The sequence below is a fragment of the Lactobacillus leichmannii genome (genome assembly GCF_024701915.1).
Taxonomy (GTDB): domain Bacteria; phylum Bacillota; class Bacilli; order Lactobacillales; family Lactobacillaceae; genus Lactobacillus; species Lactobacillus delbrueckii.
Genome location: NZ_QOCY01000015.1, coordinates 1 through 24,805 on the forward strand (window position 1 = coordinate 1; position 24,805 = coordinate 24,805).

The 24,805-nt window shown below is 50.0% G+C and carries 23 protein-coding genes; 17 read left to right on the top strand and 6 right to left on the bottom strand.

The features are described 5' to 3' along the window. The 3 genes from DS743_RS00710 to DS743_RS00720 all read left to right on the top strand — a co-directional run. A partial coding sequence (locus DS743_RS00710; RefSeq protein ID WP_258945798.1) for a glycoside hydrolase family 70 protein occupies window positions 1-2,834 on the top strand: 2,834 nt, incomplete at its 5' end. 510 nt (window positions 2,835-3,344) lie between these two features. Next, entirely contained in the window at window positions 3,345-4,049 is a 705-nt protein-coding gene (locus DS743_RS00715) for a L,D-transpeptidase (protein ID WP_035184774.1), read from the top strand. Window positions 4,050-4,174: 125 nt separating this feature from the next. Beyond that, complete coding sequence (locus tag DS743_RS00720; protein ID WP_035184771.1) at window positions 4,175-5,086, top strand: ketose-bisphosphate aldolase; 912 nt, start codon at window positions 4,175-4,177, stop codon at window positions 5,084-5,086. 94 nt (window positions 5,087-5,180) lie between these two features. Here DS743_RS00720 and DS743_RS00725 read toward each other — a convergent pair whose 3' ends face one another. Then, the gene (locus DS743_RS00725) at window positions 5,181-6,029 is read right to left on the bottom strand and encodes an RluA family pseudouridine synthase (RefSeq protein WP_035184769.1); all 849 of its coding nucleotides are present in this window, start codon (window positions 6,027-6,029) and stop codon (window positions 5,181-5,183) included. Window positions 6,030-6,169: 140 nt separating this feature from the next. On the opposite strand from DS743_RS00725, the gene DS743_RS00730 reads away from it, so the two are divergent. The 7 genes from DS743_RS00730 (at window position 6,170) to DS743_RS00760 (ending at window position 14,721) form a co-directional block, all read left to right on the top strand. Next, on the top strand, window positions 6,170-8,257 hold the full coding sequence (locus DS743_RS00730; protein ID WP_035184767.1) for a PBP1A family penicillin-binding protein: 2,088 nt from the start codon (window positions 6,170-6,172) through the stop codon (window positions 8,255-8,257). A 41-nt stretch (window positions 8,258-8,298) separates the two neighbouring features. Then, window positions 8,299-8,652, top strand: coding sequence for a YlbF/YmcA family competence regulator (locus tag DS743_RS00735; protein ID WP_002879787.1), 354 nt, complete (start codon window positions 8,299-8,301; stop codon window positions 8,650-8,652). Between the two features lie 2 nt (window positions 8,653-8,654). After that, complete coding sequence (locus tag DS743_RS00740) at window positions 8,655-9,860, top strand: metallophosphoesterase family protein (RefSeq protein ID WP_013439938.1); 1,206 nt, start codon at window positions 8,655-8,657, stop codon at window positions 9,858-9,860. Then, window positions 9,857-12,283 (top strand): AAA family ATPase, encoded by a 2,427-nt coding sequence (locus DS743_RS00745; RefSeq protein WP_035184765.1) that lies wholly within the window; start codon window positions 9,857-9,859, stop codon window positions 12,281-12,283. The genes DS743_RS00740 and DS743_RS00745 overlap by 4 nt, the downstream gene beginning before the upstream one ends. Continuing rightward, on the top strand, window positions 12,276-13,226 hold the full coding sequence (locus tag DS743_RS00750; RefSeq protein WP_035184763.1) for a 3'-5' exoribonuclease YhaM family protein: 951 nt from the start codon (window positions 12,276-12,278) through the stop codon (window positions 13,224-13,226). The genes DS743_RS00745 and DS743_RS00750 overlap by 8 nt, the downstream gene beginning before the upstream one ends. A gap of 371 nt (window positions 13,227-13,597) precedes the next feature. Further along, the gene (locus DS743_RS00755; protein WP_072544160.1) at window positions 13,598-13,966 is read left to right on the top strand and encodes a shikimate kinase; all 369 of its coding nucleotides are present in this window, start codon (window positions 13,598-13,600) and stop codon (window positions 13,964-13,966) included. Next, window positions 13,882-14,721: a chorismate synthase gene (locus DS743_RS00760; protein ID WP_231128327.1), complete on the top strand. Its 840-nt coding sequence runs from the start codon at window positions 13,882-13,884 to the stop codon at window positions 14,719-14,721. The genes DS743_RS00755 and DS743_RS00760 overlap by 85 nt, the downstream gene beginning before the upstream one ends. Window positions 14,722-14,802: 81 nt before the next feature. Here DS743_RS00760 and DS743_RS00765 read toward each other — a convergent pair whose 3' ends face one another. The 3 genes from DS743_RS00765 to pyrF form a co-directional block, all read right to left on the bottom strand. Next, complete coding sequence (locus DS743_RS00765) at window positions 14,803-15,738, bottom strand: peptidylprolyl isomerase PrsA (RefSeq protein ID WP_072544161.1); 936 nt, start codon at window positions 15,736-15,738, stop codon at window positions 14,803-14,805. A 126-nt stretch (window positions 15,739-15,864) separates the two neighbouring features. Beyond that, window positions 15,865-16,488, bottom strand: a complete 624-nt coding sequence (pyrE, locus tag DS743_RS00770; protein ID WP_035184759.1) for an orotate phosphoribosyltransferase — start codon at window positions 16,486-16,488, stop codon at window positions 15,865-15,867. After that, the gene (gene pyrF / locus DS743_RS00775; protein ID WP_013439932.1) at window positions 16,478-17,200 is read right to left on the bottom strand and encodes an orotidine-5'-phosphate decarboxylase; all 723 of its coding nucleotides are present in this window, start codon (window positions 17,198-17,200) and stop codon (window positions 16,478-16,480) included. The genes pyrE and pyrF overlap by 11 nt, the downstream gene beginning before the upstream one ends. 263 nt (window positions 17,201-17,463) lie before the next feature. Here pyrF and DS743_RS00780 point away from each other — a divergent pair, with 263 nt between their 5' ends. After that, entirely contained in the window at window positions 17,464-18,393 is a 930-nt protein-coding gene (locus tag DS743_RS00780) for a dihydroorotate dehydrogenase (RefSeq protein WP_003615650.1), read from the top strand. A 79-nt stretch (window positions 18,394-18,472) separates the two neighbouring features. Here the strand turns inward: DS743_RS00780 and DS743_RS00785 are convergent, their stop codons facing one another. Together DS743_RS00785 and DS743_RS00790 are read right to left on the bottom strand one after the other, a co-directional pair. Then, window positions 18,473-18,823 (bottom strand): YtxH domain-containing protein, encoded by a 351-nt coding sequence (locus tag DS743_RS00785; RefSeq protein ID WP_003615649.1) that lies wholly within the window; start codon window positions 18,821-18,823, stop codon window positions 18,473-18,475. Between the two features lie 16 nt (window positions 18,824-18,839). Next, a complete protein-coding gene (locus DS743_RS00790) occupies window positions 18,840-19,277 on the bottom strand; it encodes an HIT family protein (RefSeq protein WP_003615648.1) in 438 nt (145 codons plus the stop codon). A 102-nt stretch (window positions 19,278-19,379) separates the two neighbouring features. On the opposite strand from DS743_RS00790, the gene DS743_RS00795 reads away from it, so the two are divergent. The 6 genes from DS743_RS00795 to murC all read left to right on the top strand — a co-directional run bounded on the left by DS743_RS00795 (window position 19,380) and on the right by murC (window position 24,570). Continuing rightward, entirely contained in the window at window positions 19,380-20,120 is a 741-nt protein-coding gene (locus DS743_RS00795; RefSeq protein ID WP_035184850.1) for an ABC transporter ATP-binding protein, read from the top strand. Continuing rightward, window positions 20,113-21,330 carry an ABC transporter permease gene (locus tag DS743_RS00800; protein WP_035184758.1) on the top strand — a complete coding sequence of 406 codons (1,218 nt, stop codon included), beginning with the start codon at window positions 20,113-20,115 and terminating at the stop codon, window positions 21,328-21,330. Before DS743_RS00795 ends, DS743_RS00800 begins: the two co-directional genes overlap by 8 nt. Window positions 21,331-21,406: 76 nt before the next feature. Then, a complete protein-coding gene (gene trmB / locus DS743_RS00805; RefSeq protein ID WP_002879806.1) occupies window positions 21,407-22,063 on the top strand; it encodes a tRNA (guanosine(46)-N7)-methyltransferase TrmB in 657 nt (218 codons plus the stop codon). A 78-nt stretch (window positions 22,064-22,141) separates the two neighbouring features. Continuing rightward, window positions 22,142-22,462, top strand: a complete 321-nt coding sequence (locus DS743_RS00810; protein WP_002879808.1) for a thioredoxin family protein — start codon at window positions 22,142-22,144, stop codon at window positions 22,460-22,462. A gap of 22 nt (window positions 22,463-22,484) precedes the next feature. Further along, complete coding sequence (gene ytpR / locus DS743_RS00815; RefSeq protein WP_003615644.1) at window positions 22,485-23,132, top strand: YtpR family tRNA-binding protein; 648 nt, start codon at window positions 22,485-22,487, stop codon at window positions 23,130-23,132. Between the two features lie 118 nt (window positions 23,133-23,250). Then, on the top strand, window positions 23,251-24,570 hold the full coding sequence (gene murC, locus DS743_RS00820) for a UDP-N-acetylmuramate--L-alanine ligase (RefSeq protein ID WP_035184756.1): 1,320 nt from the start codon (window positions 23,251-23,253) through the stop codon (window positions 24,568-24,570). Window positions 24,571-24,805: the final 235 nt, after the last annotated feature.

The window sequence follows — 24,805 nt, forward strand, 5'->3', positions numbered from 1 at the left end:
GTCAGGGAAATAAGTGGTATTACTTTGGTAGCAATGGTGACGCAGTAACTGGCTTACGTCATTACGGCAATAATAAGCTAGAATATTACGGCGCGGACCACGTTCAATATCGTAACCGGTATTATCAAGAAGGTAATAAATTCTATTACTTCGGTGGTAACGGTGACGCAATGGTAACCATCCGTGGGGCAATTGAAAACGGCAAGTTTAATATTTATGATATTCGGACAAACAAGCTTATTAAGAGCCTCGACGCTGGTACTTGGGAGAACTTGGCCTATTCGATGGATGCCAACTCCATTAACAATGTTGATGGCTACCTTAGCTACAGTGGTTGGTACCGACCAATTGGAACAAGCCAAGATGGTAAGACATGGTACAAGACCGGGGCTGGTGACTGGCGGCCAATCTTGATGTATGTATGGCCAAATAAGGATGTTCAGGCACAATTCATTAAGTATTTTGTTAATCATGGTTATGAGAATGCTAATTATGGATTAACAAAGGGATCGGTAGCAAATCTTAATAAGGACACAGATGCAACAGTTCTTAACACGGCAGCACAAAATCTTCGTTACGTAATTGAACAAAGTATTGCTACTAATAAGGGAACGGGTAAGTTAGCAAATGACATTAATGGTTTTGCAGCTACTGTTCCTGAACTATCGGCTTCATCTGAATTATCAGTACAGAGCATACCAAATTATAAGCCTGATGAAAGCGGAACTGTAGATAACGATCAAGTAATCTTCGTTAATGACGCTGATAGTAAGTATCGCTTAATGAACCGTACGATCAATAACCAAACTGGTAATGATAATAGCGATAACAGTCCTGAGTTATTGGTTGGAAATGATATTGATAACTCTAATCCGGTGGTACAAGCTGAGAACCTTAACTGGGAATACTTCTTGTTAAATTATGGTAAGCTGATGGGTTATAACCAGGATGGTAATTTTGACGGTTTCCGGGTTGATGCTGCTGATAATATTGATGCTGATGTGTTCGACCAGATGGGACAATTAATGAATGATATGTACCATATGAAGGGTAACCCGCAAAATGCTAATAATCACTTAAGCTATAACGAAGGATACCATTCAGGTGCTGCCCGGATGTTGAACAAGAAGGGTAATCCACAATTGTACATGGATTCTGGAGAATTCTATACTTTAGAGAATGTCCTCGGACGTGCTAACAATCGTGATAATATTAGTGATTTGGTTACTAATAGTATTGTTAACCGGCAAAATGACGTTACGGAAAATGAAGCTACTCCAAACTGGTCATTTGTCACTAACCATGATCAACGCAAGAACTTGATTAATAGGTTAATTATTAAAGACCATCCTGGCATAGCTTACATTATGGGATCAGCATATAAAGCAGAATATGCTAACCAAGCTTGGCAAGAGTTTTATGCTGATCAAAAGAAGACCGATAAGCAGTATGCTCAGTATAACGTTCCAGCACAATATGCAATTCTTCTAAGCAATAAAGATACTGTACCGCAGATTTACTATGGTGATCTTTACAACGAAACTGCACAATATATGCAGGAAAAGTCGATCTACTATGATGCAATTACGACGTTAATGAAGGCACGGAAACAATTTGTTAGCGGCGGACAAACAATGACCAAGCTTAGCGATAACTTAATTGCAAGCGTTCGTTACGGTAAGGGCGTTGCTAATGCTAATAGTGAGGGTACTGATAGTTTGAGTCGAACGAGTGGAATGGCAGTTATCGTTGGTAACAATCCACAAATGGTAGAGCAAACAATTTCTATTAATATGGGTCGTGCCCATGCTAATGAGCAGTATCGTAACTTGCTTGACACAACGGATAATGGTTTAACATATAATGCTGATGGTGCTGAAAATCCAGAGACCTTAACAACTGATGATAATGGTATTTTGAAGGTTACTGTTAAGGGATACAGCAATCCTTATGTAAGTGGATATCTTGGTGTGTGGGTCCCAGTTGTTTCTGGAAATCAGGATGTTACTACTAATGCCGCCACTGTTTCAGCAGATAGTAATAAGATCTTCGAATCTAATGCTGCACTTGATTCTCATATGATCTATGAAGACTTTAGTTTGTATCAACCTGAACCAACAAGTACAGAGAATCATGCATATAATATTATTGCCCAAAACGCTGCGCTCTTTAACAACCTGGGAATCACTGACTTCTGGATGGCCCCTGCTTACACACCGTTTAGTATGAGTCGCTATAACGAAGGTTATTCTATGACTGATCGCTATAACCTAGGGACTAATGCTAATCCAACCAAGTATGGAAGTGGTGAAGAATTAGCAAACGCGATTGCCGCTTTGCATAGCGCTGGCTTAAAGGTTCAGGAAGATATTGTTATGAACCAGATGATTGGCTTTTCCGGTCAAGAAGCAGTAACGGTTACCAGAACTAACAATCGTGGAATTCAGATTTACGTCAATGGTAAGACATATGCTAATCAAATCTACTTTGCATACACAAACGGTGGTGGAAACGGACAGGAAACTTATGGTGGTAAGTATCTGTCAGAGTTACAGTCCAAGTATCCTGACTTGTTCACCACAAGGGCCATTTCTACCGGCGTAGCTCCTGATCCAACTACTCGTATTACTAAGTGGTCTGCTAAATACGAAAACGGTACATCACTTCAAAATATTGGAATTGGTTTAGCTGTGAAATTACCTAATGGCGATTACGCTTACCTGAATGGTGGTAATAACGATAAGTTTAAGACGACCCTTCCAGAACAGATGGGATCGATTGGTTACTATGTTCAACATGAATTACAAAATCGGACTTTCCTGCGTTCAACATGAATTACAAAATCGGACTTTCCTGCCAAGGCAATCGTACGGACGATCGAGCAGGCGCCAAAAACTGCGAAAGCAAAGAAATCTGGTAAAAGCACGATTAAAGTCAACGCCTGCAGCGGTTATCTCAATTTCCCGACTTTAAATCTGACTTTGCCGGTAGCCAGCAAGTGGCGCTTCAGCCGGCCAGCGCTATGTCTACCAGGTCCAGAAAATGGAAGTCCTGCAGCCGACCGCCATCAGCAAGATGGTTCAAAGTAAGTACGATCTGAGCCTGTTCACTTGTACTTATGACGGCGCGACTCGTTTTACAGTTAGATTTCGTTTATTACAAATCAAATAAGTTTTTTAAGAGCAATCCATTTTGGATTGCTTTTTCTTTAAAATTCGGGCAAACTGAAGTGGTTTGACTATGTTTTTATGCTGATTTGTAAGATAATAAGCTTAATCCTGTGTGAAATCGCTATATTGGAGATTGCAAGCTTTTGAAAAGAAATTAGGAAAAGAGTGTAACTGATGAACAAGGCCCATAAACGAATAGGAATGCTGCTGATTGCCATAATCGCGTGCTTGATGGTCATTCCAGTCTTTGAGCCCCTGCCGGAGGTCGGCGGAAAGAGCAAGGTTCAGGAGCATCCCCCGAAGAAGGAGCAGGTTGCCAAGAAAGAAAATGACCGCCCTTACCCTGACCCGAGTGACATGCGTCCCATGACCGGCCACTACTACCTGTATTCCAGCGAAACCAAGCGCAAGTACCCTGACCTGCGTAAGTACAAGGATGTCTGGATCCGCGTCTCCATTTTGGGAGCCCGGGCCTATGTCATGTCTGGCAAGAAAGTCATCTACACCATGTACGCTTCCCCGGGCGCGATCAAGAAGAACGGTGAAAGCCGGACCCCAGTCGGCAACTACCGGATCCAGGAAGAAGCCGGCGAGGTCTTCTACAATAATGACGGGGTAGGGGCCCGCTATTGCGTCTCCTATCACCAGCATGGGGTCTACCTCTTCCACTCAGTCCCGATCAACAACTTCAATTCCGGGGTTAAGGCCGGCAAATACCACTATGGCTACAAGGGCGGAGCCCACCTGACCACTCTGGGCAAGAAGCCGGACAGCCATGGCTGCGTTCGTCTGTCAGTCAGCGATGCCAAGTGGATCTATGAGCAAAGATTGAACGGGGGCCTGCCAGTTGGCAGCAAGGTTGTTCTCAAAATGCGTTAGGAAATCTGCATAGAGAAAGCGAACACAAATATTTTTGATATAAAACGCTTACAAGAGAGAATTTATTTGCTCTAATATTCATTATTGGGTACAATAGAGTCGTAAGAAGCTCAGGAGGTATTTTTATGGCTTATTTCGTTAACGGTAATGACATTTTTAAGAAGGCTCGTAAGGAACACTACGCTGTTGGTGCCTACAACACTAACAACTTGGAATGGACCCGCGCTCTTCTTCGTGGTGCTGAAGAAACCAGAACTCCATTGTTGATTCAAGTTTCAACTGGTGCTGCTAAGTACATGGGTGGCTACAAGCTCGTTAAGGACTTGGTAGAAGACTCAATGGACGCTATGGACATCTCAGTTCCAGTTATCTTGAACTTGGACCACGGCGACTACGACTCAGCTATTGAATGTATCAAGCTTGGCTACTCAAGCGTTATGTTCGACGGCCACGCATTGCCAACTGAAGAAAACTTGGCCAAGACCAAGGAAATCATCAAGCTGGCTCACGAACGCGGCATTTCTGTTGAAGCTGAAATCGGCAAGATCGGTGAAAACCAAGGTGCCGGCGAACTTGCTTCAGTAGAAGACGCTAAGGCTTTCGTAGCTGCTGGCGTTGACAAGCTTGCCTGCGGTATCGGTAACATCCACGGTGTTTACCCAGAAGACTGGAGCGGCTTGAACTTCGACCGTCTTAAGGAAATCGCTGAAGCTGTTCCTGAAACTCCACTTGTTTTGCACGGTGGTTCAGGTATTCCTCAAGACCAAATCGAAAAGGCAATTTCTTTGGGTATCTCAAAGATCAACATCAACACTGAATTCCAACTTGCATTCCAAGAAGCTACTCGCAAGTACATCGAAGAAGGCAAGGACCAAGACAAGAGCAAGAAGGGTTACGACCCACGTAAGTTGCTCTTGCCAGGTACTGAAGCTATCACTGACTCAATGAAGGAAATGATCAGCTGGATGGGTACTCCATCAATCGACGACAAGAAAGCTGACGCTTCATTCGACAGAAGCTCACTTAACGAAGAATAATCTGAAGCTTCAGATTATTTTTCATGAGAAAAGGCTCTACAACAGCATTTGCTGCTATAGAGCCTTTTTCTTTTTCTCTTATTCAATTTTGTGCTTATTTTTTGTCTAATCTGACTGCGACCTGGTTAAAGCTGTAGGGTTTGACGAAGGTCAGCTGCCAGCCGGTTAAAGCCAAGTCTTCGCCGGCAAAATTTGGGTTGTAGAGGGGATCGCCCACGATCGGCCAGTCTGAGGCTGACAAGTGGACCCGGATCTGGTGGGTCCGGCCGGTTTCCAAAGTTACCAGCAGTTTAGCCTGCTTTTTCTCCTCGTATTTTTCTAAGACCTGGAAGTGGCTGACTGCTCTTAAGCCGTCAGCTCTGACCTGCCTTTTTCTTTGGTCTGCCGGGTCTTGCCCGATCGGCAGGTCAATTGTGCCTTGATCGGGTATTTCTTTGTTTAAGTCAACCGTAGCCAGGTAGTCTCGTCTTAAGGTCTTGCTAGTCAGCTGCCGGTTTAAGATCGGGACGACTGCAGGATTTTTAGCGACCAGCAAGAGCCCGCCCGTCAGCATGTCCAGGCGGTGGACGATGTAGGGGCTGTAGCCTAAGTAGCTGGCGCAGTCGTTAAGGGCCGTTCCGTTTTCCCCCTGGTTGGGGTGGGTCTTTTGCCCCTTGGGCTTGTCAATGACTAAAACATTTTCGTCTTCATAGACGACTTTTGGCATTTTGCCGCTGGCCGGGTAGTCTCCTTGCAGGGATTCCACCTGGTCTAAGTAGAGGTCGACTTTTTCATTGCCCTTGATCAGTTGGTTGAAGCTGCGGTATTGGCCGTTGACTAAAACCTGCCGCTCAGTACGAAGATAGTGCCGCCATTTGCGGGGAATTAAGAGCTGCCTAAGCAGGTCACTGACGGAAACTGGGGGACGGTCTGCGGGATAGATTAAGCTGAAATGATAGATCATGACGGGATTTATTTTCTTTCTAAAAACCTTGTTAGCGCAATTAAGAAATGGATAACTTGCTCCTTGCAGGATAGCCGCGGCCAGCTTTTATGATAAAATCAAACTGTTTAGACCACGTTCTAACGAAGGAGCAGATATTAATGGAAAACAGGCGCAAAGCGCGTAAACAAATGAACGACTCCCAGCCCAAAAAGGGCTTGTGGGGATGGCTGAAAATGATCAACTACCGCTTCCAACTGCTAAGATGGTTGATTTTGATCGTTTTGAGCCTTTTTTTAGCTGTATCTTCTTATTATACCTTTAAAGTCAAAACAGCCAACCTGTCCAACCTCCAGGCTTCCCTGGCCAAGACCACGGTTATCTATGACCAGAATGGCAAAAAGGCCGGGTCCGTGTCTTCCGGCAAGGGGACCTATGTCAGCTTGAGCAAGATTTCCCCCAATGTCCAAAAGGCCGTAGTCGCCACCGAAGACCGGACCTTCTGGACCAATATCGGGATCAGCCCCAAGGGCATCCTCCGGGCGGCGGTCAGCTATGTCATCCACGGGGGCAATATCGCCGGGGGCGGGTCGACCATCACCCAGCAGCTGGTCAAGAACTCCATTTTGACCCAGCAGCAGACTCTGTCCCGGAAGGTGGAGGAAATGTTCTATGCCATCCAGGTGACCAAGGTCTATTCTAAAAAGCAGATCATGGCCATGTACCTCAACAATGCCTACTTTGGCAACGGGGTCTACGGGGTCCAGGATGCCAGCCGCAAGTACTTCGGCAAGAACGCCAGCCAATTGACGGTGGCTGAAGGGGCAACCTTGGCCGGCATCTTGCGGAACCCTTCCTACTACAACCCGATCGATTCCCTCTCGCACTCGGTTTTCAGAAGAAACCTGATCCTGCAGCTGATGGTTGACAACAAGTCTATCAGCCAGACGACCGCCAACAAAGCCAAAAAAGAGGGGATGAACCTGGTTGATACCTACAAGGCGACCAGAGGCTACAAGTATCCTTACTACTTTGACGCCGTCATCTCTGAAGCCATCAGCAAGTACGGTTTAAGCGAAAACGAGATCATGAGCAAGGGGCTGAAGATCTACACGACCTTGGACCAGAACTACCAGAAGTCTATGCAGGCCAGCTTCAAGAACAAGTACAACTTCCCGGTCAACCCGGCCGGCACGGCCCGGGCCCAAGGGGCCAGCGTGGCCATGGATCCCAAGACCGGGGCAGTCAAGGCCCTGGTCGGAGGACGCGGCAAGCACGTCTTCAGAGGCTACAACCGGGCCACGCAAATGCAGCGCCAGCCCGGCAGTGCCATCAAGCCCCTGGCTGTCTACGCGCCGGCTCTGGAGAACGGCTACCACTATGACTCTGACCTCTCCAACAAGCGGCAGAAGTTCGGCAGGAACGGCTATGAGCCGGTCAACGTCGACAACCAGTACTCGACCACGATCCCGATGTACCAGGCCCTGGCCCAGTCCAAGAACGTCCCGGCTGTCTGGCTTTTAAACAAGATCGGGGTGTCTACCGGGGTCAGCTACTTGAAGAAGTTCGGCATTACCGTCTCAAAGAGTGACCAGAACCTGGCCCTGGCCCTGGGCGGGGTGTCCACCGGGGTCAGTCCTTTGCAGATGGCCCGGGCCTACTCAGCTTTTGCCAACAGCGGGAAGCTGCCGGACAGCTCATATATGATCACCAAGATCACCGACGCCAGCGGCAACGTGATCGCGGAAAACAACAATACCGGGACCAGCCAGATTATTTCAGCTGACACGGCCAAGGAAATGACCCAGATGCTGCTCAGCGTCTTCACTTCCGGGACGGCCGTTAACGCTAAGCCAGCCGGCTACTCAGTAGCTGGCAAGACCGGGTCAACTGAAGTATCTTTTGCTTACGGGACTAAGGACCAGTGGATCGTCGGCTATACCCCGGACGTGGTCGTGGCTACCTGGGTCGGCTTTGACAAGACCGACAAGAACCACTACATGCAGGGGATTTCGGAAACCGGGATTACCACCCTTTATAAAGACGAAATGACTCGGATCCTTCCTTACAGCAAGCAGACCAGCTTTACCGTTCAGTCAGCTGACTCCATGGCCCAAAGCAATGGGACAAGCAGCTCTTCTTCAAGTTCTTCGGACTGGAGCAAGAAGCTGAAAGAATCGATCAGCAATGGGGTAAAGAATGCCGAATCAACAATTCAGTCATGGTACAATAAGATTACTGGAAAATAAGCAAACAGAATTTTTTATGGAATAAAAAAGGAGAAGAGGAAATGGTCAACATTTACGATACTGCCAACCAATTAGCTAACGACTTGCGGGAAACCCAGCAATTTTTGGCTTTGAAGGAAGTCATGGACGCTGTTAAGGCGGATGAGGGCAGCCTGGCCTTGTTCAAGGAACTGGACGCGGCTCAAATGGAAATCATGGAAGCCCAGCAAACCGGCAAGGAATTGACTGAGGAGCAGCAAGACCACTTCAAGAGCTTGAACGAACGGGTCAGCCAAAACACCACCCTGCAAAGCATGCTTTTGGCAGAACAAGCTGTTTACACCCTGCTCAACGACGTACAAAAGAATATCGGCCAGCCTTTGTCTAAAGCATACGAGGATTTGAGAAAAGCCTAATCATGAAATTCATTCATTTAGCTGACGCGCACTTAGATAGCCCCTTTCGTGGACTATCTTTTTTGCCAAACAGGGAATATGCTGAAATCCGCCAGTCAGCTGCCCAGTCTTTGACTAGGATCGTGGACCTGGCCTTAAAAGAGCAGGTCGACCTGGTTTTAATCGCCGGCGATACCTTTGACTCAAACAAGCCGTCTCCGGCCAGCCAGCTTTTTTTAGCCCGGCAGGTGAAGCGGCTGACTGACGCCCAGATACAAGTGGTCATGATCTTCGGCAACCACGATTACATGACCCGGCAGGATCTCTTGGTCGAAAACAGTCCTTACTTCTGCCTCTTGGGTGACCAGGAAAAAGTTGCCCGGGAATTTTTTAAGACTAAGACCGGCTTTGCCTACAATGTGACCGGCTTTTCCTATAGCCAGAACCATATTGAAGCTGACCTCCTGGACCAGTTCCCGGAAAAAGAGGGCTATACCATCGGCCTGATGCACGCGGCCCAAAGAGCGGCCAGCGGCAATGTCTACGCTCCCTTTGACTTAAGCCAGATGAAGGAGCTGAACTATGACTACTTTGCCCTGGGCCACATCCACGCCCGGCAAATTTTAAGCGAGAAGCCGCTAATTGTTTACCCCGGCAACATCCAAGGCCGGGATGTCGGCGAACTGGGGGAGAAGGGCTGCTACCTGGCTGAAGTCGATGAGACCAGCGGGCAGACCAGCTTGACTTTTGTCCAAACAGCGCCGATTACCTGGAAGCAGCTGACTTTAGAGCTGGACCAGGCAATTGATAAGAGCAGCCTGCATGCCAAAGCCCTGGAACTTTTGCAAGAAAATATCCAAGGCAAGACCTACTTCAGCTTGAAGATTTCGGGCTCAGAATATTTGACCAGCGAAGAAATAGACCTTTGGCAGGACCAGGAGGCCTGGGCCGGTCTGTCCGCGGCTTTAGCCCCAGCACAATTGGTTGATGTCCGCTTATCCGTCCGGGGCCTGGTCAGCCTCAACAACAGCGACCGGGAAGCCCTGGCTGCTGCTGAAGCAGAAGTTTTGACTGACGAGAAGATCCAGCAGCTGGCCGCTTCCTGGGCCAAGAAGGACCCATATGCCCGCCAGCTTTTAGAGGACGGGGAATTCCGCGGCCAGGTCCGGGACTTGGTGGCCGTCAAGCTGGCCAGGCGCCTGCAGGCAATGACTGGGGGAGAAGAATGAGACTCAAGCAGATTCAAATCTATAATTTCGGTCAGTTCAGCCAGGAGACTTTTGACCTGCCAGAGGGCAATTTAGCAGCCTTCTTCGGGGGCAATGAGGCCGGCAAGAGCACGACCGTGGCCTTCATCAAGCAGATCCTTTTTGGCTTCAATTTGAAAAATACTAGCTCAGTCTTTTTTGAAGACTACGAACCCTTGACCAAGAGCTACCCGATGGGCGGGCAGCTGGTCTTTACTAGTGATGCAGGGGAATATGTCTTAGAGCGGACCTGGAGCAAGGGGGACAAGAGCAAGACCGGGGCAGTCAAGGTCCTCTTAAACGGCCAGGAAGTCCCGGCCAGCCTCTTTTACGACCAGATTCAAAACATCGACGGGAGCTTTTACGCTGAAAGCTTTATCTTTAATGAAGACCTCCTCCGCCAGGTCAGCTCCCTGTCTGAAGGCGAGATCCTGGAGAACATCTACTATCTGGGGGCGGCCCAGAGCAGCCAGCTTTTAGCCATCCGGGCTGACTTTGACAAGGAAGCCAAGGACCTCTTCAAGCCAAGCGGGAAGAAGGCCCCGGTCAACCAGGACTTGCTCAAATTGGCTGAGCAAAGAGACAAGGTGGCCGCTGACGGCCAGGAATTCGACGCCTACCAGCAGCTGGAAGGCCAGCGGCTTGCTGAAGAGCAAGCAGCTAAAAAGCTGGAAAAAGAAGTCCAGGAAATCTCCAGCCAGTTAAGCAAGCTGGAAAAGCAGCTGGAGCAGGTGCAGAACTACCAGACTTATCTGGACCTAAAAAAGCAGGTCAGCCCGGTCGCTTTTGACCATGAGCTCTACCAGAAGGCCCTGGAGCTTAATGCCCAGATCAAGGCCCTCAAGGCCGCCATCAAGGAAGAAAAAACAGCGGTTGACCCGGCCCTTTTGGCCAAAAGAAAGGACCAGGTCCGGGCCTGGCGGCAGGAACTGGGGCAAATCAGCCAGAGCATGGAAATGCTCAAGCAGCAGGTCAAGCAGCTGGAAGAAAAGCAGGCCAGTCTCTTAGAATTGACCCCGCATTTAGAGCAAGTGGCAGATTTATCCATGGACCAGTTCCAGCAGATGCAGGCTGACTGGGAAGAAAGCCAGAAGGCAGAAGCCGCGCCTAAGACCCTGCCGCCATATGTCGGCTTGATCGTAGCGGTAATTGGTCTGGCTTTGATCGGGCAAAACCGAATTTTGGCAATATTGTTAATCCTTGCCGGCGCGGTTTTAGCAGCTTATGCCTACTTCAAAAAGCCCGCCAAGGAACCGGACAAGGCGGGAGCCTTTAAGGAAAAGTACGGTATCGATGCCAGCGTTAAGGTCGACTCCTTGCTCGCCCCTTACCGGGACCTGGCCATCAACCGACGGGACTTGGCAAATAGCCAGGCAGAACTCGCTCAAAAAGAAAAACAGGCCGCTGACCTGGCCCGCCAATTGGGCTTGGATGGCAGTGACCTTATAGCTGTCAGCCAGCAGCTGGGCCGCTTGGAAGAGCAGGTGGAAGCTGAGAATGCGGCGCTTAGGGCCAGCCAGGAGGTCAAGGCGGCCAACTTGAACTACCAAAAGCAAATCAGCGCTTTAACTGAACAGCTTTTGGCCATCTACCAGACTGCCGGGGTAGAAAACCTGGCAGCCTACCAGGCATTAGCGCAAAAAATGCAAGAGCAAAAGGCTTTATCTGCCCAGATCACCGCTTTGAAGAGCAACTTGGGTGACCAGTTAGCGGCTTTTGAAGAAAATGGCCTGGATTCAAGCAAATTGCTGAGGCAAAAGCAAGAGCTGGAAAAAGAACTGGCTGATAAGCAAAAAGCTGTCTCAGCCCGCCAGCAGGAAATGGCCAACCTTTTGGCTGAGGAAAAACGCTATGCTTCTTCCAGCCAGGTGGCTGAAGACAAGCAGACCTTGGCTGAAATCGCCGACAGCTTCAGAAGAGATAGCCAGGACTACCTGGCCAGCCTTTTGGCCGGGGAAGTCATTGGTCGGACCCTGGATCTAGCCTCAAATGACCGCTTCCCGAAGATGCTGAAATTAGCCCAGGACTACCTGGAAATTTTGACCGGCGGCCGCTACCGGGAAATCCTTTTGCCGGCCAAATTGTCCAAGAAGACCCCGCTCAAGGTGGTCAGAAAAGACAAAAAGAAGATCCCCCTGGCCTACCTGTCCCGGGGGACCCAGGAGCAGCTCTATTTTGCCTTGAAACTGGCTTTTGTCATGCAGATCAAGGACAAGATCGACCTGCCGGTCTTGATCGACGATTCATTCGTCAACTTCGACGGCCCGCGGACTGGCTACATTGTAGACATGCTCAAGAAGATGAGCAAAGACAAGCAGATCCTGGTCTTTACGGCCAGAGAAGACTTGGCTGAAGCCGTCAGCGCCGCGCCAATCAGATACAGAAAGAAGGAGCAGGATGCTTAAACGTTTGCTGGATTACAATGAAGGGGAAGAATTTGACCTGGTCTTGATGGTCAAGAATTCCCAGCTGCGCCAAGATAAGAGGGGCAAGCACTACCTGCTCATGCAATTGGCTGACTCTTCCGGCAGCATCCGGGCCAATTACTGGCAGGCCCAGGCTGAGGACGCCAGCCGCTTCAACGCCGGCACGGTGGTTGAGGCCTCAGGGATGATTGAGGACTACCACAACCATGACCAGATTAAGCTGTTCAGCATTCATCCGGTCAGCCCGGACGACCAGGTGGACTTGAGCCAATTGGTGGCCACTGCTCCGGAAAAGCCAGCAGAAATAGAGAAGGAGATCAAGGACTTTGTGGCCCAGATCGACAATAAGAACTGGCATGATCTGGTGGACTTCCTTTTGAAAAAGTGGTCCAGCCGCTTCTTCGCTTACCCGGCTGGCAAGTCCAACCACCACGCCTACAAAGGCGGTCTGGCCTTCCACACTTTGACCATGCTGAAAGACGCCAGAGGCTTAGCAGACAACTACCCAGCCGTCAACCGGTCTCTGCTTTATGCCGGCTGCATCTTGCACGACATGGGCAAGGTGCTGGAATTGTCCGGCCCGGTAGCGACCCAGTACACGGCAGAAGGCAACTTGGTTGGCCACCTGGTTTTGATCGATGAGCAGCTGATGCTGGCTGCCCAGGAACTGAAAATCGACCTGGTCAGTGAAGACCTGCTTTTGCTGCGGCACATGGTCTTATCCCACCACGGCCGCTATGAGTACGGGTCACCGAAATTGCCGGCGCTGCTTGAAGCAGAGCTTTTACACCGGATCGATGACCTGGACGCGGCGGTCAACGCCATCACGACTGAATTGTCCACGACCAAGCCGGGGGAATTCACCCCACCGCTGATGTCCCAGGACGGCCGCCGCTATTACCGGCCAAGACAGGAAAGATAGGGAAAATTCTTCTTTTTCTATTCCTTTTATATTTCTCTCTTTCCTTGTTTGATTTTTTAGATTAAACTATTGATAGATTCAATGAGAGTTTCTTAATCAAACAATCATTTGAAAAGAGAGGATCTAACAATGAACTTGCTCAAGACAAACATGACTAGTTTCTTTTATGGCTATGCTTATTTCGACTAAAGCGTCCGTATCCGCGGCCGTGAGACTCAGCTAGCCAATGTTTGTTGAGCCTGCTAGATACACATTCAATCTAGCATGGCTGGGGGCAAGGCCCCACTCTTTTATAGATATGCAACCATCTGGATTGGAGACGTCTTCCAAAATAGGTGGTTTTTATTTTTAGATTAGAAAGAGTGGACAAGATGAGAATTGTATTAGTTGGCTTCATGGCATGCGGGAAAACGACGGTTGGCGATTTGCTGGCGAAAAAGCTGAACAAGCTGCAGATCGACTTAGACCAGGCTATTGTGGAAAGAGAAAAGCTGACCATCCCGGAAATTTTTGCCAAGTTCGGCGAAGACCACTTCCGCCTCTGCGAGCACCGGGCCCTGCTGGCCAATATTGGCAAAGACGTGGTGATCACGACCGGCACCGGGATCTGCGCAATGTCTTGGAACGGTCCTCAGCCCGGGAAACTACCCTGCGGGTGGCTTTGGGCAATATCGCCCAGCAGTTTTTGCGGCAGCTGGATATCGACCTGGTGGCTTATGTGGCGCAAGTCAGGCCAGTAGAAGCTGGTTCTGAAAAGCCCTTAGACGTCAGTGAGATCCGGCAGAAGATTTTTCAAAATGACATGCATGTTATCGACCAGGACAAGGTGGAAGACCTGCATCAGCTGATTTCAGAGACTAAGGAAAAGGGTGATACACTGGGCGGGATTATCCGCCTGGTAGCAACTGGCCTGCCGGCAGGGCTGGGCAGTTACGTCAGCTGGGACACGAAATTGGACGCCAAGCTTGCCGCGGCCGCTGTCGGGGTCAATGCCGTGGGCAATTCCGGCACGACGAATCGTCTTTTGCTGGGAATTTTGGCCGGTAGCTCCTTTGCCAGTCAATTGATCGGGGATGCTTCTTTAAGTAAGCGGCCGATGAAGCGGGTCAGCCAGCCCTTGGCTAAATTCGGGGCAGAGATTGCCTTGAGCCCGGCCGGAACCCTGCCAGCCACGGTCATAGGGCAAAAGCTGCATGGGGCGGAAATCCAGCTGGAAGTTGCCAGCGCCCAGGTCAAAAGCGCGGCGATTTTTGCTGCCCTTGAAGCAGGTAGCCCGTCAACCATCATCGAAAAATTGCCGACCAGAAACCATACTGAGATCATGTTGCGGCAGTTTGGCGCTGATATCACAACAGAGGCGGACAATTTGACCATCCATGTCCAGCCGGGCCAAGAATTGCTGGGCCAGGAAGTAGAAGTGCCCGGCGACATGTCTTCAGCAGCCTTTTGGCTGACCGCCGGCAGGCTAAGGAAATCCTGGCCGCTTATGAGCTGAAAAAGTAGTATCAAAAGAAACAAAGAAAAAAGACGCGATTCAGTGAATTGCGTCTTTTTATCGTCTAATCGTCGGCCCGCATTAGTTTGAGCTTGATGATGAGCTTGATGATGAGCTAGATGATGATGAAGTGCCAAGGTAGTTAGCCAGCAGGTTCTTGCTCTTCAGGTCCTTGTCCTTGATGTTGACGTTGGCCTTCTTCAGAACCTTGCTGATGATCTTGGTCATCGTGTTGGAGTCAGCTGCCCACTTAGCGTAGAGCTGCTTGTCGATGAAGCTCTTGTTCTTAGTGTATGAGCCCTTTTCAGTAGTCTTCAAAACCTTGATGACTTCGTAGCCGGATGAAGTCTTAACTGGCGTGGTAGTGTATTCGCCTTCCTTAAGCTTCCAAACAGCTGACTTGAAAGTGCTGCTCAAGTTGGTGTCAGTTGAGTCGAAGGCTGCCATCTTGCCGGCCTTCTTCTTGGTAGCAGTGTCAGTTGAGTACTTCTTAGCCAGAGTAGCAAAGCTAGTGCCGCTCTTCAGCTTCTTGATGACAGTTTCAGCAGTTGACTTCTTGTCAACTACAATGTGTTGCACAGTGGTCTTGGTGTGGTAGCTCTTCCACCAGTTCTTTTCTTGCGTGGTGGTTGGCTTCTTCAAGTCCTTCAAAGCGGCAACTGAGTACAGGTTGGTTGCCAGGTTTTGCTTGAATGACTTAGTAGTCAAGCCGCTGTAGCTCAAAACAGTGCTGAAGTTTGAGCCGTATTGCTTCTTGTACTTGTTGTATTCGGCGTTGATCTTCTTTGAAGATACCTTGTCACCGTATTGGGCCTTCAGCGTGCGGTAGATGATCAAGCTGACCAAAGTTGATTGGCCGGCTGAAGTGTCCTTCATAGCTTCGTAGTATTCGTCCTGAGTGATCTTGCCACCCTTGTAGTTAACTACAGTAGCTGAGCTGCTTGAGCAAGCGGCAGTGGACAGACCGATAGCTGCGGCACCTGCCAAAACGGCAATTTTCTTCAAATTCTTTTTCATAAAATTAAATCTCCACATCCTTCATACGTACTGGTTACTAATATAACATATTTTTCCAGCTATAGAGTTCCTGGAGGCAAAGTTTATGAAAAAATCCGTCTTTCTTAGGAATTTCTTTACTAGCTCTTACCGCTTCCAGTTCCAAGGATCCTGGTGCCAAGCCAACAATTCCTTATATTGTTCTTCGCTGACCGTTTCAGCAATTTCCTGTTCAATCAGTTCCCGGTAGTTCAAGAGCGGAGCGAACTTGGTGTCGGCCTTCTTGAAGTTTTCGTCAGCGTCTGGCAAAAGGTAGGTAAAGATTGAGCTGACCCCGTCAACGTGGGCGCCGGTGTCCTTGACTGCTTGCACGGCAGACAAAACGCTGCCGCCAGTTGAAATGAGGTCGTCGATCAAAACGATGTGGTCGTCCATGGACAGGCGGCCTTCGATTTGCCGGCCTTGGCCGTGGTCCTTTGGCTTGGAGCGGATGTAAACCATTGGCAGGTTCATGACTTGGGCAACCCAGGCAGCGTGCGGGATGCCGGCCGTAGCGACACCGCCGATCACCGTAACTTCCGGGAATTCCTGCTTGATCAAGGCTGCCAGGTTTTCAGCGATTGCCTGCCGCAGTTTCGGGAAGGAAATGGTTTGCCGCAGGTCAGTGTAGATGGGGGAGTGCATCCCGCTGGCGTAGACAAAGTCCTTGTCTGTGGAAATAGTCACAATCTTCTTGTCGATCAGCTGGCGGATAATTTCGTTATTTTGCATCGTTCTTGCTCCAATCCTTCAAAATCTCTTCATATGCTTTTTGCGGGTCAGCGGCCTGGGTGATTGGCCGGCCGACAACAATAGCGGTTGACCCGTTTTCCCGCGCCTGGCCTGGGGTGGCCACCCGGGCCTGGTCGTCCTTTTGGTAGCTCTTTGGCCGGATGCCCGGAGTGACGAACATGAAGTCGTCGTTGAATTCGCTCTTCATCGCCTTGACTTCCAAAGGTGAGCAGATGATCCCGTCAGCCCCGGCTTCCTGGGCCTGGTGGGCCAGGCTCTTTACTTCGTCAGCCAGGTTGAGTGAGCAGTGCTGTTCATTCTTCAAGACTTCTTCAGAGATTGAAGTCAGTTCAGTCACCGCCAAAAGCTTTGGCACCGGCTTGCCGGCCGGGGTACCTTCGATCAGGCCTTCTTTAGCGGCCTGGATCATCTGCTTGCCGCCCAGGGCGTGGACAGTCGTGCAGTAAACGCCCAAAGCAGCCAGCTGGTGGGCAGTCCGCTTGACGGTATTGGGAATGTCGTGCAGCTTGAGGTCAAGGAAGATCTGGTAGCCCTTGGCGGACAAATCACGGACAATTTCCGGCCCGTACTGGTAGAACATTTCCATCCCCAGCTTGACGTGCAGGCCCTGCTTGTCCTTCAGCTGGTTGAGGAACAGCCACATTTTTTCCTGATCATCATAGTCCAAAGCGATAAATAACGGTTTGTTCAATTGCGACTCCTTAAATTTACAAAGCGCGTATGACCGCATAAGAAAAGCCCGCCAGAGTCTACAGAGACCCCAGGCGGGCAGAATGCGTGCATACCAAAAAGATTGTGCTGCTTGTGGTCTCTCTGTACCAATTAAAGCTCAGTTAACAAAAGACTATCACGAACTTTCTGAGAAATCAAGGGCCAGGCCAGCTTGCCTTTTTTATTTTTTTGTAGGATAATCTTGGCGAATTTAAAAGTTAAAGAAGTCACACGGGAGGAAAAATGACCGCAGAAGTTAATTTGGCTGTTGAACTGCCAGGCTTGAAGCTGAAGAATCCGGTAATGCCGGCGAGTGGGACCTTTGCCTTTGGCGACTTGCCAGAGAATTTCAACTGGGACGAGATGGGGGCGATCGTCTTAAAGACTGCCACCCGGCATGCCCGGACTGGCAACCCTCAGCCGCAGATTTCCTTGCTCGCTGACGGGGTCATGAACGCCGTAGGCTTGACCAACCCAGGCGCTGAGGTCGTGGCTAGCGAGAAGATCCCGGCTTTAAGAGAAAAGCACCCGGACCTGCCGATCTTGGCCAGCGTGGGCGGGGAAAGCGTGGAAGACTACGTGGAAGTCGCGGAAATTCTGGCCGCGGCCAAGCCGGACGCTTTAGAGCTTAACTTGTCCTGCCCGAACGTGTCTGAAGGCGGGATGACTTTTGGCATCGTGCCGGAAATGGTGGAAAAGATCACTCGCCTGGTTAAGGAAAAAGTGGACCTGCCGGTATACGTGAAATTGACGCCAAACGTTACCAGCATCGTGGAAATTGCCCAGGCCGCTGAAAGAGGCGGCGCTGATGGCTTGACCTTGATTAACACCTTGCTGGGCCTGCACCTTGATTTAAAGACCCGGCGGCCGGTTTTAGGCAATGACTTTGGCGGCTTGTCCGGTCAAGCAGTTAAGCCAGTGGCTGTCCGCATGGTGGCCCAGGTCAGGCAGGCAACTAGTTTGCCGATCATCGGGGTCGGCGGGATCAACAGCCCGGAAGACGCGGCTGAATTCATCTTGGCTGGGGCCAGCGCTGTCCAGATCGGCAGCATGGCCTTCCATGACAAATTGGCCATCAAACACGTGATTGACGGTCTGCCAGCAGTTTTGGCTGACATGGGCGCAAGTGACGTTACCAGCCTGGTTGGCCAGTGGCAGTCAAATAAACAATAGAAAAATTTAGAGCAAGAAAAAAGTGTTGAGTAATTACTTCATGGTAAGAGTAATCATTCAACACTTTTTTATGTTCTGATTAATTTTCGCTCTCGTTCAGGTCCTGGTTGAGCTCGCTGCTTAGTCTGTCAATCTTGGCCTGCAGGCGGGTGATTTCCTTGTCGGCTTCCTGCTTGAAGCGTTCAACGTCGGTGTTGAGGTCGCTGACCATCTGCTCAGCTGCTGGCAGTTCACTGGCTAAGCGGCTGCCGGCTTCCTGGGCCCGGGAGAGGCCGTCTTGCAGTTCCTTGTGGCTTTCCTTGAAGTCTTCCGCGTCTTCTTTGAGATATTCCCTGGTGCTCTTGCCGTTTTCATCTGGCAAAAAGGCAAAGACCGCCCCTGCTGCTGCCCCGAGCAAAAAGCCCAGGCCAAAGTGCTTGAAATTCCGCATTTTTCTTCCCCCTCAGTTAAAACTGGGCCTTGATCCGGTCGCAGACTTCCTGGTACTTCTTTTCGTCGTACTGGTCGGCATTGTTTCTGGTGAAGAACTTGATGCCGTCGCCTTCCCAGCGGGGGATAAAGTGGATATGAGAGTGCATGACCACCTGGCCGGCAATTTTACCGTTGTTGCTGGTGACATTCATCGCCTGGATCCGCGGGTCAGAAGCCTTGATGGCCTTGGCGATTTCCGGCACGTATTGCATAAAGCGGCTGGCGTCTTCAGCGCTGTAGTCAAAGAAGTTGGTCAAGTGCTTCTTTGGCGCCATCAATACGTGGCCTTCGTTGACCTGGGAAATGTCCAAAAAGGCCTTCACGTCGTCATTTTCAAAAACGGTGTAGCTGGGAATTTCGCCGCGGATAATCTTACAGAATAAACAGTCGTCAATTAATTCAGCCTTAGTCATTGTGTTACCTCTAATCAATTTTAATGAGTTATTTTTTAGTTTCTCTATGTCTCCATGCTATCATAAGAGGCAGATAAAAACATGAAGAAAGATAGGGAAAATATGACTTTAGAAATATCGCATTTGACCGGGGGCTACAGCGGCATCCCGGTAATCAAAGACGTCAATCTGACCATCGCTTCCGGTGAGTCGATCGGCTTGATTGGCTTGAACGGGGCCGGCAAGTCGACCACCATCAAGCACCTGCTGGGCCTTTTGCGCCCGCAAGCCGGCAAAATTACTTTAAACGGGATCAACCTGGCTAAGAAGCCAGCTGAATTTAAAAAGCTGGTGGCCTATATCCCGGAAACGCCAGTCATTTACCCGGAACTGACCTTGAAAGAGCACCTGGAACTGACCATCCTGGCCTACCAGCTGGATCCGGATAAAGCCTGGGAAAAGGCTAAAAAGCTTTTGACCATGTTCCGCCTGGCAGACAAATTGGACTGGCTGCCGGTGCACTTTTCAAAAGGGATGCAGCAGAAGGTGATGATCGTGGCCGCCTTCTTGACTGACGCCCAGCTTTTAGTGATCGATGAGCCATTTACCGGCCTGGACCCTCTGGCTGTCGCCAACTTCATCGGCCTCATCAAAGAAGCGCAAGAGTCTGGCAAGGAAATTCTGATGACGACCCACGTATTAGCCGATGCCCAGAAGGCCATCAAGACCTACGCGATCTTAAACCAGGGCACGATCGAGTTCACCGGCAGCCTGGATGAAATCAGGGACCACTATGGCTTAGAGGCCAGCGACTCCTTTGACAAGCTCTATCAGCTCTTGTACCAGGAGCAGAAAAATGCGTGAGTTGGCAAAGAAGAGACTGCAGGCTAACTTCCAGCAGTCAGCCAAGTATTTGGCCTTGGTTTTCAACGATTTCTTTGTCCTGGCTCTGATCTTCATCTTTGGGGCAGTCATGTTCTGGTATGCCCAGGTGATGAAGGTCCTGCCGGTAAAGGCCTGGTACTATCCCCTGGTATTATCCGCCTTGCTTTGGCTGGCCTACTTGCCGGGCAAACTGGTGACCCTATTGCAGACGGCTGACCGGCAGTTTTTGTTGGCCACTGACGACCGGCTGGATGATTACCTGGCTCCCATGCGCCGCTACAGCTTAGTTCTGCCGGCCCTGCTTTTGGTCTTAGCTGGCGGGATCATGTATCCCTTCGCCAGTTTAAAAATGGGCCTCAGCAATCTCAACTACTTTAGCTTGGTCTTGGCCCTCTTTTTCGCCAAGGTCTTTGAGCAAGGGGCGGTCAGCCGCAGCCTGACTTTTGACCACAGGGTCAAGCAGGTGACCTGGCTGATCAGGCTAGTCCTATTAGCCCTGCTTTTAGCGAGTTTGTATTTCTTGCCAAATGCCTTGTATCTGCTTTTGGCCCTTGCCGTTATCGCAGTTTTGGCCTTACGGGCCTGGAAAAATTCCGCCTTTGACTGGCAGTACGCCATTGACTATGAAGCAAGGCGGAAAGAGACGGTTTACGCCGGCTTTGCCCTGTTTACTGACGTCAAGGAAAGACAGGTCAATATCAAGCGGCGGAAGTACCTGGACTTTTTATTGCCGCCTTTTGGCAAGGAAAGCCCAAACAGCTTCTTGTACCGGCGGACTCTTTTGCGGGACCCGGAATACTTGAACCTTTTGGCCCGGATGACGGCCTTTGCCGTTTTGTTAACAGCCATGATCCAGGATCCGGTCTGGTCTCTGCTCCTGTCCGGCTTGGTCATGTACTTAACCGTCTGGCAGCTCCTGCCTTTAGGGCAAAAATATGACCAGAACATCATGTACCGGGTCTACCCGATTGCCCAAAAAGAGCGGGGGCAGGAAGTCAGCCGGGTCTTGGCCTGGGCCTTGCTTTTGCAGACGGGGCTGATTATAATTTTCTGGCTGGCCATTATGCCGGGCCAGTTTGCCTGGAGCCTCTTGCTCTTGGTCTGGTGCGGCCTTTTGGCCAAAGGCTACCTGCCTTACAAGACCCAGCAGCTGGCGAAAAAATCCCGCTACAAGAAGCGGAAAAAATAGGGCAAAAGGGTAAAAAAGCAAACGGTAAAATAAGATATAGATAAAACTAAGAATTAGAAAGAACAGAGAGAAAGACATGCGTTTAAAGAACAAGCCTTGGGCAAACAAACTGGTAGAAGAGCACCCGGAAAGCGCCTTGGACTGGCCGGATCCAGCGGAAAAGATCGACTGGGCAGCCCGCTTTGGCAACGACAAGCCAATTGAAATCGAAGTCGGCTCAGGCAAGGGGCAGTTTATTACTACTTTGGCTAAGCAGCACCCTGACCGCAACTTCGTGGCCATGGAAATCCAGAAGACGGCAGCCGGCATCATCTTGAAAAAGAAGCTGGACGAGGGGCTGGACAACCTGCAGATCCTCTGCGCCGACGCGGCCAACCTGGTAGCCTACTTCGGGGAAAACTCCACCAGCAAGATCTACCTCAACTTCAGCGATCCCTGGCCAAAGAGCCGGCATGAAAAGCGCCGCTTGACCTACAAGGACTTTTTAGCCAAGTACCAGGCAGTCTTGACCGGCGACGGGTTGATCGAATTCAAGACCGACAACTCCGGCCTGTTTGCCTACAGTGTCAAGAGCATGAACAATTACGGGATGCACTTTGACTTCGTGTCAGTTGACCTCCACCACGAAAGCGAAGAAATCGTGGAAAAGAACGTGGAAACTGAGTATGAGCACAAGTTTGCCAGCAAGGGGCAGCCGATCTACTGCCTGCACGCGGGCTTTCTGGCCAAGTAAAAAATTTCCCTTTGCCGGGAAAATCGGTTAAAATAGCTAGTAAATATTTCTCTTATTAAAAGTAAGCAGGAGGCAAACATGGAAGAATATAAAGTAGTTGACCAGGCAAAGCTGGCGGACTTAGTCAAGAGCGGGCGGACGGTTGTCGAATTTTCTGCTGACTGGTGCTCAGACTGCCGCTTTTTGGAACCTGCCATGCCAGCAATCGAAGCTGACTTCGCAGACAGCAAGTTCATCAAGATCGACCGGGACGGTTCTATCGACTTGTGCAAGGAAATGAACATTATGGGAATTCCTTCATTTGTTGTCTACCAAGATGGGCAAGAAATTGGTAGACTAGTTAATGGAGACCGCAAGACCAAGCAGGAAGTAGAAGCATTTTTGCGGTCGCTTGACTAGATAAGAGGGGACTTGAGATCAAATGATCACTAGTATTAACAAAGTAAGCTATCCCAACACTTTGATCGTCATCTTGGCGCAAGGCGATGGCGAAAGCAATTTCGAAGAAAAGGCCGACGTAACCCGGGTTACGGACGGCAAGGGCGAATTGACCGGCTTCAACTTCTTTAACGTTGACCAGGTACTGGACTACGACAAGCTGCCAAACGGCGAAGTCAAGCTGGATGAAGACCAAGTCGCAGCTTTGAACGAAAAACTGGCTAGCGTTGGTTTTTCCGACAAGCTGACTGTGGCCAAGCCAACCCTGGTTTACGGCTACGTTAAGGAATGCACCGCCCACCCGGACTCTGACCACTTGCACGTAACGCAAATTGACGTTGGCGATGGTCAGGACCACCAAATTGTCTGCGGGGCACCAAACATCGCCCAAGGGCAAAAGGTCGTTGTGGCTCTGCCAGGTACTTTGATGCCAACTGGGGCCCAGATTTGGCCAGGCACCTTGCGCGGGGTTGAATCAGACGGGATGATCTGCTCAGCCAGAGAACTGGGCTTGGCTCATGCTCCGCAAAAGCGGGGGATCATGGTTGTTCCGGACAGCTTCAAGATCGGTGACGAATTTGAACCGACCAAGTGTGACGAACTGCTGGCCAGCGGCGCTATCACCCTGTAATTGTTAAAAAACGGCAAAACATAAAGAGCTTTCGGCTGATTATGGCCCGGAGCTCTTTTTTCTTGGCCCAAGAATGATAAAATAAGGGTCGAACGTTTGAAACAAATGGAGCGAAAAAATGTTAGACAAGACTAAACAAATTTGGTTTATTGGGATCAAGGGGACCGGGATGGCTTCCTTGGCCTTGATTTTGCACGACCTGGGCTACAAGGTTGCCGGCAGCGACATCGACAAGTACACCTTCACCCAGGACCCGCTGGAAGCCGCTGGGATTGAAGTTGCTTCCTTCTCCAAGGACAACATCAAGGGAAGCGGCCAGGTGATCGTCAAGGGTAACGCTTTTAAGAGCGACAACATCGAAGTTGCCGCCTGCGAGGAAAAGGGCGTCACGTGGCAAAGCTACCCGGACACGGTTGAAGAAATCGTCCAGCAGTACACCAGTATCGGGGTTGCGGGTTCCCACGGCAAGACTTCAACCACCGGCCTTTTGGCAACGGTTTTGGGCGAAGCCGCTCCGACTTCTTTCCTGATAGGTGACGGGATGGGGAAGGGGGTCAAGGACTCCCGCTTCTTCGTCTACGAAGCTGACGAATACCGGCGGCACTTCCTGGCCTACCACCCGGACTACCAGATCATGACCAATGTCGACTTTGACCACCCTGACTACTTCAAGGACAGAGACGACTATGCCTCAGCCTTCCAGACGGCGGCTGACCAGACTAAGAAGGGGCTTTTTGTTTGGGGCGATGACGAACGCCTGCAGAAGATCCAGCCAAAGACGGCCAAGAAGTACACTTACGGCTTGAAAGACAGCGATGACTTCCAGGCCTTTGACGTGGTCAAGACCACTGAAGGGGCCAAGTTCCATGTCCGGGCTAATGGGGAAGACTTAGGCGAATTCAGCATCCACCTTTTCGGTGACCACAATGTGATGAACGCTACGGCGGTTATTGCGATTGCCTTTACTGAAGGCATCGACCTTGATGTAGTCAGAAAGGGTCTGGTTAAGTACACTGGGGCCAAGCGCCGCTTCAGCGAAAAGGACTTTGGTGACACGGTGGTCATCGATGACTACGCCCACCACCCAACTGAACTGCGGGCTACGATTCAAGCTGCCCGGCAGAAGTTCCCGGACCGGAAGCTGGTTACCATCTTCCAGCCGCACACTTACTCCAGAACCAAGGAATTCGAAGAAGAATACGTGGAAATTCTGAAGGGGGTCGACAAGGCCTTCTTGACGCCAATTTACGGGTCAGCCAGAGAAGCAGCGGGCGACATCAAGAGTGAAGACATCACCAGCCAGATTCCAGGCGCTGAAGTCATTGACTTCGACAATCTGAAGGATCTTTTGGCTTACAAGGGTGACTGCATTGTCTTTATGGGTGCCGGTGATATTCCTAAATATGAAGTAGCATTTGAAGAAATGCTGGAAAAGTAAGATAGCAGCAGACAAGCCGTTGACTAGGTCAGCGGCTTGTTTTTGTGGCTCTTTGTCAAATCTTACTGATGCTTGTCAAGAAATCTTACATATGTTTGATGAAGGCACTAAACAGAACACGTCTGTTTAGTGCTTTTTTTGAAGCAAATGATGTTCTGCTCTAGTGTAATGTCATACCGAGATTTAAAGCATGCGCAATCAGAACTATAACTGCTGATATAGAGCCGCATGCGTA

Coding starts and splice junctions, on each gene's coding strand:
- DS743_RS00785 (WP_003615649.1), bottom strand. CDS start 18,823: ATGCGGAATTTCAAGCACTTTGGCCTGGGCTTTTTGCTCGGGGCAGCA.
- DS743_RS00780 (WP_003615650.1), top strand. CDS start 17,464: ATGACCGCAGAAGTTAATTTGGCTGTTGAACTGCCAGGCTTGAAGCTG.
- DS743_RS00790 (WP_003615648.1), bottom strand. CDS start 19,277: ATGACTAAGGCTGAATTAATTGACGACTGTTTATTCTGTAAGATTATC.
- trmB (WP_002879806.1), top strand. CDS start 21,407: ATGCGTTTAAAGAACAAGCCTTGGGCAAACAAACTGGTAGAAGAGCAC.
- DS743_RS00730 (WP_035184767.1), top strand. CDS start 6,170: ATGGAAAACAGGCGCAAAGCGCGTAAACAAATGAACGACTCCCAGCCC.
- DS743_RS00795 (WP_035184850.1), top strand. CDS start 19,380: ATGACTTTAGAAATATCGCATTTGACCGGGGGCTACAGCGGCATCCCG.
- DS743_RS00715 (WP_035184774.1), top strand. CDS start 3,345: ATGAACAAGGCCCATAAACGAATAGGAATGCTGCTGATTGCCATAATC.
- DS743_RS00735 (WP_002879787.1), top strand. CDS start 8,299: ATGGTCAACATTTACGATACTGCCAACCAATTAGCTAACGACTTGCGG.
- DS743_RS00755 (WP_072544160.1), top strand. CDS start 13,598: ATGAGAATTGTATTAGTTGGCTTCATGGCATGCGGGAAAACGACGGTT.
- murC (WP_035184756.1), top strand. CDS start 23,251: ATGTTAGACAAGACTAAACAAATTTGGTTTATTGGGATCAAGGGGACC.
- DS743_RS00740 (WP_013439938.1), top strand. CDS start 8,655: ATGAAATTCATTCATTTAGCTGACGCGCACTTAGATAGCCCCTTTCGT.
- pyrE (WP_035184759.1), bottom strand. CDS start 16,488: ATGCAAAATAACGAAATTATCCGCCAGCTGATCGACAAGAAGATTGTG.
- DS743_RS00810 (WP_002879808.1), top strand. CDS start 22,142: ATGGAAGAATATAAAGTAGTTGACCAGGCAAAGCTGGCGGACTTAGTC.
- DS743_RS00750 (WP_035184763.1), top strand. CDS start 12,276: ATGCTTAAACGTTTGCTGGATTACAATGAAGGGGAAGAATTTGACCTG.
- DS743_RS00720 (WP_035184771.1), top strand. CDS start 4,175: ATGGCTTATTTCGTTAACGGTAATGACATTTTTAAGAAGGCTCGTAAG.
- DS743_RS00800 (WP_035184758.1), top strand. CDS start 20,113: ATGCGTGAGTTGGCAAAGAAGAGACTGCAGGCTAACTTCCAGCAGTCA.
- DS743_RS00765 (WP_072544161.1), bottom strand. CDS start 15,738: ATGAAAAAGAATTTGAAGAAAATTGCCGTTTTGGCAGGTGCCGCAGCT.
- ytpR (WP_003615644.1), top strand. CDS start 22,485: ATGATCACTAGTATTAACAAAGTAAGCTATCCCAACACTTTGATCGTC.
- DS743_RS00745 (WP_035184765.1), top strand. CDS start 9,857: ATGAGACTCAAGCAGATTCAAATCTATAATTTCGGTCAGTTCAGCCAG.
- DS743_RS00725 (WP_035184769.1), bottom strand. CDS start 6,029: ATGATCTATCATTTCAGCTTAATCTATCCCGCAGACCGTCCCCCAGTT.